At 43.8% G+C, this 8,313-nt stretch carries 7 protein-coding genes and 1 pseudogene; 3 read left to right on the top strand and 5 right to left on the bottom strand.

Translation table 11 applies throughout. The annotated features are described in order from the left end of the window. Window positions 1-4: 4 nt before the first annotated feature. The 3 genes and pseudogenes from VLN09_RS12155 to pdxA all read right to left on the bottom strand — a co-directional run. Window positions 5-337: pseudogene (locus VLN09_RS12155) on the bottom strand (metallophosphoesterase); the annotation flags it as partial. An 81-nt stretch (window positions 338-418) separates the two neighbouring features. Next, complete coding sequence (gene rsmA / locus VLN09_RS12150) at window positions 419-1,282, bottom strand: 16S rRNA (adenine(1518)-N(6)/adenine(1519)-N(6))-dimethyltransferase RsmA (RefSeq protein WP_325246874.1); 864 nt, start codon at window positions 1,280-1,282, stop codon at window positions 419-421. A 172-nt stretch (window positions 1,283-1,454) separates the two neighbouring features. After that, entirely contained in the window at window positions 1,455-2,561 is a 1,107-nt protein-coding gene (gene pdxA, locus VLN09_RS12145; protein ID WP_325246872.1) for a 4-hydroxythreonine-4-phosphate dehydrogenase PdxA, read from the bottom strand. 341 nt (window positions 2,562-2,902) lie between these two features. Between pdxA and dnaB the strand changes: the two genes are divergently transcribed. The 3 genes from dnaB (at window position 2,903) to argF (ending at window position 6,672) form a co-directional block, all read left to right on the top strand. After that, complete coding sequence (dnaB, locus tag VLN09_RS12140) at window positions 2,903-4,306, top strand: replicative DNA helicase (protein WP_325246870.1); 1,404 nt, start codon at window positions 2,903-2,905, stop codon at window positions 4,304-4,306. A gap of 147 nt (window positions 4,307-4,453) precedes the next feature. Then, window positions 4,454-5,560 (top strand): alanine racemase, encoded by a 1,107-nt coding sequence (alr, locus tag VLN09_RS12135; RefSeq protein WP_325246868.1) that lies wholly within the window; start codon window positions 4,454-4,456, stop codon window positions 5,558-5,560. Between the two features lie 194 nt (window positions 5,561-5,754). After that, window positions 5,755-6,672, top strand: a complete 918-nt coding sequence (gene argF, locus VLN09_RS12130) for an ornithine carbamoyltransferase (RefSeq protein WP_325246866.1) — start codon at window positions 5,755-5,757, stop codon at window positions 6,670-6,672. 76 nt (window positions 6,673-6,748) lie between these two features. Here argF and rpiA read toward each other — a convergent pair whose 3' ends face one another. Together rpiA and VLN09_RS12120 are read right to left on the bottom strand one after the other, a co-directional pair. Continuing rightward, window positions 6,749-7,456, bottom strand: coding sequence for a ribose-5-phosphate isomerase RpiA (rpiA, locus tag VLN09_RS12125; protein WP_325246864.1), 708 nt, complete (start codon window positions 7,454-7,456; stop codon window positions 6,749-6,751). A gap of 130 nt (window positions 7,457-7,586) precedes the next feature. Further along, on the bottom strand, window positions 7,587-8,313 hold a 727-nt coding region (locus VLN09_RS12120; RefSeq protein ID WP_325246862.1), incomplete at its 5' end, for an ArsB/NhaD family transporter.

Genomic DNA, 8,313 nt, shown 5'->3' with positions numbered 1-8,313 from the left:
ATTATGGCTGATAGCGTAGCCATTCTACCAACTCATCACCATCATCGGATGCTAAAATCGGTACAGTCTTATCTTTTTTCGTTCCTTTAACCACACCGCGCCAGCCGGCTAAGAAATTAATGTCAAGATTACCAAGTACCGTTGCGGCGGCTCCTAGTTCACACAGTGCTTTAACATGCCGCAAGGTATTTAAAGAGTCTTCACCGCGTGCCACCAAATCACCCGCAAACCATAACTTATCTTGCGCCGGATCAAAATCCAATGTTTCAAGGAGCTGCAGGTAGGCAGCATAGCAACCTTGTAAGTCACCGATGACATACTGATGACGAAAACTCATAAACTCTCAATCTTTTTATGTGGATATTGTAGATGCTATTTGGTAATCAATGATATTGGCAGTATGAATAGCACTGATAAATCATCCCTCTACTTTACGCGCTTGATTGCTCAAATTAACAAAATCTTTCACGCTTAGCGTTTCAGGGCGAGCTTGTGGGTCGATAGCACAAGCGGCAAAATCTTCTTCGCTCAATGTCGGTAACAACGTTGATTTTTTAAATATCGCGCGCAGTGTCTTACGGCGATGGTTAAAGGTTTCTCGCACCACAATCGCAAAATACTCTTCATCTTCTGCGACGACTGGCTTAGTGATATGTGGCGTCAGACGAAATACGGCACTGGTCACTTTTGGCGGCGGATTAAAAGCACCGCGCGGTACGGTCAGCAGATAATCCGTATGGCAGTGATATTGCATAATGACAGATAGGCGACCATAGGTTTTGCTGCCGACGTCAGCAGTGATACGCTCAACCACTTCTTTTTGCAGCATAAAGTGCATGTCTTGAATCACATCAGCATAGCTTAGCAAATGAAATAAGATAGGCGTAGAAATATTATACGGCAGATTACCGACCACGCGGAGCTTGCCGCGCTCATCGCTATACAGCTCACGATAGTCGACATGCATGGCATTGTCTTTGATAATGGTAAAGTTTGGATGGCTGTTGGCACCGATACGAATACGTAGGCTATCTGCCAAATCGCGATCCAGCTCGACCACAGTCATCGCATCCACTTCTGCCAATAGCGGCTCAGTCAGTGCGCCCATCCCTGGCCCAATCTCAATCAAATTGTCATCGCGCTCTAAGCGAATGCTCTCAACAATCTCACGGATAACACTACGGTCATGTAAGAAATTTTGACCAAAGCGTTTACGCGGTTGGTGTTTGGCAGCACGCAGGCTGTTAGAAATAGATTGAGCATCAAACGAAATTTTGGACATAAAAAATTCTTAATAGATAAAAAAGAAATGGTCGATAAGGCAATGCCAGCGATATATTGGCTTTATAATGCCAAATTATAGCACAGCTCATAATTGGGCTGTATTTTACAGATATTTTTATAGAAAAATAATCCGCATATAATCAATTTTAAATAGAAAACCGATATTCATATTACGTGCTACTGGTCAGCGATTTGTCTGCCATCTCGTTTGCCATGTTTAATGCTTGATACAAGCTGGTGGCACTGGCATTGCCCCGCCCCGCCAAATCAAGCGCGGTGCCGTGATCAACAGAGGTACGAATATAGGGCAGCCCCAAGGTCAGATTGACGGTATCGCCAAAACCATGCGATTTGAGCACAGGCAAGCCTTGGTCATGATACATAGCAATCACCGCATCGCAATTGGCTAAATGTCTGGGTGTGAATAACGTATCTGCTGGCATTGCCTCTGATATATTGACGCCTGCATCGATAAACGCTTGCAACACTGGATTGATAATTTCAATCTCCTCAACGCCTAAATGACCGCCCTCGCCTGCATGTGGGTTGAGACCGCAGACCAATATACGAGGCTGCATTAAGCCAAATTTCTCGCGCATATCATCAATGACAATTTGTACCGTTTTCCGCACGTTGTCTGCAGTAATAGCGGCAGGCACATCCTTTAATGCTAAATGTGTCGTAACAAGTGCCACTTTCATGGCTTCATTAGCAAGCATCATGACTACTTTTTCACAGCCACTTTGCTGCATAAAAAACTCCGTATGCCCACTAAACATAGTGCCATCTAACAGCTTAATATCAGCATCTATCAATGCAGATTTTTGTAGTGGTCCGGTGACGATAGCGGCAACTGTTTGATTGCTCGCAAGCTGATGGGCAACCTCTAACTGCTTAGCGACCATTGCGGACTTATTAATGTCGATTTGACCGCAAACTACTGATGAGGCACAAGGAATGTCCAGTAAGACAAACGCCCTATCATCAGAAACTTGCGATGACAATTGATTTAGAAAATCATTTACTTCTATATTATTGTTATCAGAGAGCTCGACGGTTTGCCAAATGGGACAATTTTTTAGCGCACCTACAGTCATAAGCTCATCTGCTCGCTGCTGCATAGCTGAGCTATCTGCGGTGACCCAGATTGGACGACCAAAATCTTGCAATTTATCCTCTGCTGCTAGCATCAGTACAATGTCCATACCAATGCCCGCAGGCTCACCTGTCGTAATTAATAGCGGTAATTTTTTTTGTATATCTTGCACATCTTGCATAGCGACGACACCTTTATATTTATAGTAAGCAGTTAATTTTATTATATTTTTTGGTAGAAAAATAAGTGCTGAAACTCATGCTATATGGATGATTTCTTTACTTATTACAACCTCCATCTAGGATAGATAGTTGTTTATAGCGCCCGAAAAAATCACATTATGTGTTAAACTTTCGCTTTTCATTGTAGCATTTGCAAGCAAACACTGAGGTGATGTTTTGGTACTTCTATCATAGCAACGCGTGGCGTTTTATTTGCTGTATCAGCATCCAGATAAACCCTCATATTACATAATTTCTTATCACGACTTTTGAAACTGACTTTATAAGACATTGGGCACTCATGGCAGACAACGAAAAAAACGACGACTTACTCAATCAGACCCCGCCACACAATATCGATATTGAAAAGGCATTGCTAGCCTCTTTGATGAGTATCGAAGAGGCATACGATAAGATTGCAGATATCGTCACCAAAGACGACTTTTATGCTGGGCGACATCAGTATATTTTTGATGGCATCGCACATTTAGCTGCTGTCAACGAGCCTTATGATACGGTTATGGTACATGATTGGTTAGAAGCGCAAAAGCTGCTAAAAAGTGCGGGTGGCGATAGTTATTTGGCGGATATTTTGAGCCAAAGCCCGGCAACTTTGTTTAATCTTACTGCTTACGCTCAGCGCGTACGCGAACTCTCGACCTTACGTCAGCTGATTACCACTGGTAATGACATGTTGACCCTTGCTTATAATCCTAAAGACCAAACTGTCAGTGACATTTTGGATACTGTCGAGGGTAAGATATTTAGTATTAATGAACAACACAATAAACGCGCAGAGCAGCGTGGTCCTGTCGGTATCACCGCCGTACTGACCAATGTCATCGATAAAATTCAAGAACTAAAATCGAACCCTGATGGCATGATTGGTCTGCAAACGCCATTCGTTGAGCTAAATAATAAAACCCAAGGCTTACAAGCAGGCGATTTAGTCATTGTCGCTGCACGTCCTTCTATGGGTAAAACGACCTTTGCCATGAACTTGGCAGAAGGCATTTTATTCAACGAAGATTTGCCCGTTGTGGTGTTCTCAATGGAAATGCCAGCAGAGTCCATCGTCATGCGTTTGCTGTCATCATGGGGTGCCATTAATCAGACACACCTGCGCTCTGGGCAAATGAACGAAGACGAATGGGCAAAAATGATGAACGCCATTCAGCATTTGCAATCCAAGCATCTTTATATTGATGATAGCACGGCTTTGCCGCCTTCAGAGATGCGCTCACGCTGCCGCCGTATCGCCAAAAGCCATGATGGTAAGCTTGGCGCTATCATCGTCGATTATCTACAATTAATGAAAGTACCCGGTCTAGATGGCAACCGTGTTGGAGAAATCTCTGAGATTTCTCGTAGTTTGAAAGCACTGGCACGCGAGCTTGAATGCCCAGTCATTGCACTATCTCAGCTTAACCGCAGTCTGGAGAATCGTCCCAATAAACGCCCTATCATGTCGGATTTACGTGAATCTGGAGCAATTGAGCAGGATGCCGATTTGATTATGTTTATTTATCGGGATGAGGTTTATAATGAAAACTCAGACCACAAAGGCGTGGCTGAAATCATCATTGGTAAACAGCGTAACGGTCCTATCGGCACCATACGTTTGGGCTTTGAGGGGCAATTTACCCGCTTTATCAATTTGACGCCAGAATACTATCAAAACAGCAGTTTTGAAAATGATGAATAGTCCCTACTTTAAATAAACGCTCAAACCTCATTAATTAAAATCTATAAAATATGACTTATAACGATAGCCAGTGATTTATCAGCCAATGATAACTCACTGGCTTTATCACTTTACTCATTCATAACTTTGCTAAAAAAGAAGCTTATTATGCGCACAATCACTATCAAACCTGCCGCTATTACTCACAATCTTAATCAAGTCAAAAAACTTGCCCCAACCTCTAAAGTCCTTGCCATGGTAAAAGCCAATGCCTATGGACATGGCGTCGCCGCTGTCCTACCCGCGTTACAGCAAGCCGATGGTATCGGCGTCGCTACTTTAAGAGAAGCGCTAGAGGCAAGGCAATGCGGCTGGGATAAAACCATTGGTCTTATCGAAGGGGCGTTTACTGTTGATGAGTGGTTACAAGCGATTGAGCATGATATCAGTTGCGTGATTCATCATGCGCCGCAACTAGACTGGGCGTTAGAGCATATACCACCTACTAATAGCGCCACTCGAGTGGTTTGGATAAAGTACAACACGGGTATGAATCGTTTAGGTTTTAATGAGCAAACGCTGATTTCAGCCGCAAAATCTCTGCATGATGCTGGCTATCAGCTTATTTTGACTACCCATTTTGCCAATGCCGATAATCAAAATCACCCACTAAACGCCATGCAAATTCAGCGCTTTCATGACATGCTAAATACTTTACGAGAAACGATCAGTACTGATATTAAAGGGTCATTGTGCAACTCTGCTGGTATCGTTAATTTTCCAAAATATCATCATGATTGGGTACGTCCAGGCATTATGCTATATGGTAGTGCACCTGTTATTGACCAAAGTGCGTATGAGCTAAATTTGCAGCCAGCCATGGAATTTAGTGCACAAATTATTGCCCTACAAACCGTCAATGCTGGTGATGCCATCGGTTATGGTAGTCGTTGGACAGCCCAGCAAGATACTAGAACAGCTCTCGTTAGTATTGGTTATGGTGACGGCTATCCCCGTGTGGTCAACGAAGATGCTTATGTTTCAGTCATTGACGCCATAAATCAGCAACGCTACGCATGTGCAGTGATTGGGCGCGTCGCCATGGATATGATTGTCATCGATGTGAGCGCTGTACCAGAGAGCAGCGCTTTAAATAGCAAGGTCATACTATGGGGTGATACACCGCACGTTGATGAAGTTGCCATGCATGCTGATACGATTGGCTATGAGTTACTATGTCGTCTAAGCGTACGCCCAAATCGCATACAAATGTAATCATCAGATCAGATAATGTCTCATCGAATGTAGGTTTGCATGACTGATAAATCATGGCAAATTGGACATTTACATTGAGAGTAATTGCGCTATACTAAAAGTTTGTTGTCATTCCAGTATAAGCCTTTACGCGATATAATTATCGGCTGACAACCCATCATTTTCATTGACTTTGTTTGACTGCTAGGATTGCTATGAGTTTGCGCCATTTTTTGACCTTATCTGATTTAACCAAACAAGAACTAGAAAATCTCATCAAACGCGCCAGCGAATTGCGTCATATGCAACACGCAGGCGAGATATATCAGCCCTTTGTTGGTCGTACGCTTGGTATGATATTTGAGAAGTCATCCACCCGCACACGTATCTCGTTCGAGACCGGCATGGGACAGTTTGGTGGTAACGCTATCTTTCTATCGCCAAATGATACCCAGCTTGGGCGTGGTGAGCCATTAGAAGATTCTGCTCGTGTCATATCAAGCATGGTCGATATCATTATGATTCGCACCTTTGGTCATGAAAAAGTCGAAACCTTTGCAAAATATTCAAGCGTACCGATTATCAACGCCCTAACCGACGAATATCATCCCTGTCAGCTGCTGGCTGATATGCAGACATATTATGAGCATCGAGGTAGTATCGAAAATAAAATCGTCACTTGGGTCGGTGATGGCAACAATATGTGCGCATCCTACATGCAAGCAGCCAATCAGTTTGGCTTTGAACTACGAGTAGCCGCGCCTTATGGCTTCGAGCCTGACCCTGAGCTGATGAAACGCTTTTCGCATTGCGTTAGCATCGTTGAAAACGTACAAGAAGCGGCAAAAGACTCTCACTTAATTGTCACCGATGTATGGGCAAGCATGGGACAAGAGTCTGAACAAAACACGCGCGCACGTCGCTTTGCCTCTTATCAAGTGACACCATCACTGCTCGATAAAGCCGATCCTGAAGTGGTCTTTATGCACTGCCTACCTGCACATCGCGGCGAAGAAATCTCTCATGATATGTTAGATGACCCGCGCTCTGTCGTATGGGATGAGGCTGAAAACCGCTTACATGCGCAAAAAGCCTTGATGGAATTTTTGTTAAAAGACAAAATAAAAGTATAGGTACACATTTTCAAAAGCTATTTATACCGTCATAAACATCAAAAAGGCAGAGCACATAAATTGTGCTCTGCCTTTTTTAATATGTGATAACCAAGTTAGTGTGTAATAGACAAGCGCTTATTGATTCTCGAGTCAGTACTTCAACCCCATTACTGCTGGCTTTTAACAACACATCGGCTTGATTGGCAGCAAAGATACCATTACAGACCACACCGACGATATTGTTGAGCTGCTTCTCAAGTTCTATTGGATTGCTGACATCCAAATCATAAGTATCCAAAATAACATTGCCATAATCGGTGACAAAGTCTTCACGATAAACTGGCTCACCGCCCATTTTGGCTAATTGCCTAGCAACATATGAACGAGCTTGTGGCAACACCTCTATCGGCACTGGGAATTCGCGTCCTAGTATCTCAACACTTTTACTAGCGTCAACCATACAAACAAATTTGTTCGATGCCGCAGCAACGATTTTTTCACGCGTGAGCGCACCGCCGCCACCTTTAATCAGCTGCAAATGCGCGTTTACTTCATCAGCACCATCAATATATACATCAAGCTGACCGGCAAAATTCAAATCAACAATCTCGATACCAAGTGCACGCAACCTATCTTCTGTCACCTGCGAGCTTGCAACTGCGCCAGCCAGCTTTACTGTTGGTAATAGCTCAATCAAACAGTTCACCGTACTGCCCGTTCCCACGCCAAGTATCATATCATCTTCGATATAGCGTAGGGCGGCGCGGGCGGCGGCTTGCTTTTGTGCTTGCTGATCACTCATCATAAGTCCTTGGCAAAATAAACGTATCATTATAAAAGAGGTAAAATGCGCTGCTATTATAACCGATGACTTTGATGGATGTCAGCGTAATAGCGCCTCTAATAATAAGATATGACGTTAATCTTTAAGACTAAGACAGATATGGCAACCAAAATACTAATGCTAACAAAGTGACTAATAACACTGGCGGCGTAATAATCAGACCAATCTTCATATACTGCCCCCAGCTGATTTTATAATCTTTTTCTGCCAATACATGCAGCCATAGTAAAGTCGCAAGACTGCCCATAGGCGTAAATTTGGGTCCCAAATCATTGCCAATAACATTGGCATAAATCATCAGTTCGCGGGTGGTGGCTGGTACTTGGGCGCTATCAATCGCCAGCGCGCCTATCAAGGTAGAGGGCATGTTATTCATAATGGATGCTACGATGGCGGAGAGAAACCCAGTACCCAAGGTTGCGATTAGGGCGCCTTGTTGTCCTAACCAATTCAAGATTTGAGCACCGTAGGCAGTCAATCCTGCATTGCCCAAACCGTAAACACCCAAGTACATACCTATAGAAAATAACACAATCTGCCAAGGTGCTTTACGCACAATATCAGGCACAGACATCACGGCCCCGCGACCGCCTTGCCAAAATCGCCCTGCAATTGCCATGAGCAGTACTGCAGCCGCTCCAGTAACGAAGGAGATAGGAATACCGAGCGACTCTGTCGCAAAATAAGCGACAAGCAGCAAAGCCAATAGCGGAAAAGCCGCTTTAAAGACAAGTGGGTCTTCAATCGCGGATTCTGGTGCGCTCAAATCAGCAATGGAATAGTGTTTTGGAATGTGCCGCGCATATACCACCCAT

The organism is Psychrobacter sp., assembly GCF_035469765.1.
Lineage (GTDB): Bacteria > Pseudomonadota > Gammaproteobacteria > Pseudomonadales > Moraxellaceae > Psychrobacter.
This window is presented reverse-complemented; position numbering and strand designations above follow the sequence as displayed.

What these genes read in the sequence shown, in the direction of transcription:
- dnaB (WP_325246870.1), top strand. Translation starts at nt 2,903, where the DNA reads ATGGCAGACAACGAAAAAAACGACGACTTACTCAATCAGACCCCGCCA.
- rpiA (WP_325246864.1), bottom strand. Translation starts at nt 7,456, where the DNA reads ATGAGTGATCAGCAAGCACAAAAGCAAGCCGCCGCCCGCGCCGCCCTA.
- alr (WP_325246868.1), top strand. Translation starts at nt 4,454, where the DNA reads ATGCGCACAATCACTATCAAACCTGCCGCTATTACTCACAATCTTAAT.
- argF (WP_325246866.1), top strand. Translation starts at nt 5,755, where the DNA reads ATGAGTTTGCGCCATTTTTTGACCTTATCTGATTTAACCAAACAAGAA.
- rsmA (WP_325246874.1), bottom strand. Translation starts at nt 1,282, where the DNA reads ATGTCCAAAATTTCGTTTGATGCTCAATCTATTTCTAACAGCCTGCGT.
- pdxA (WP_325246872.1), bottom strand. Translation starts at nt 2,561, where the DNA reads ATGCAAGATGTGCAAGATATACAAAAAAAATTACCGCTATTAATTACG.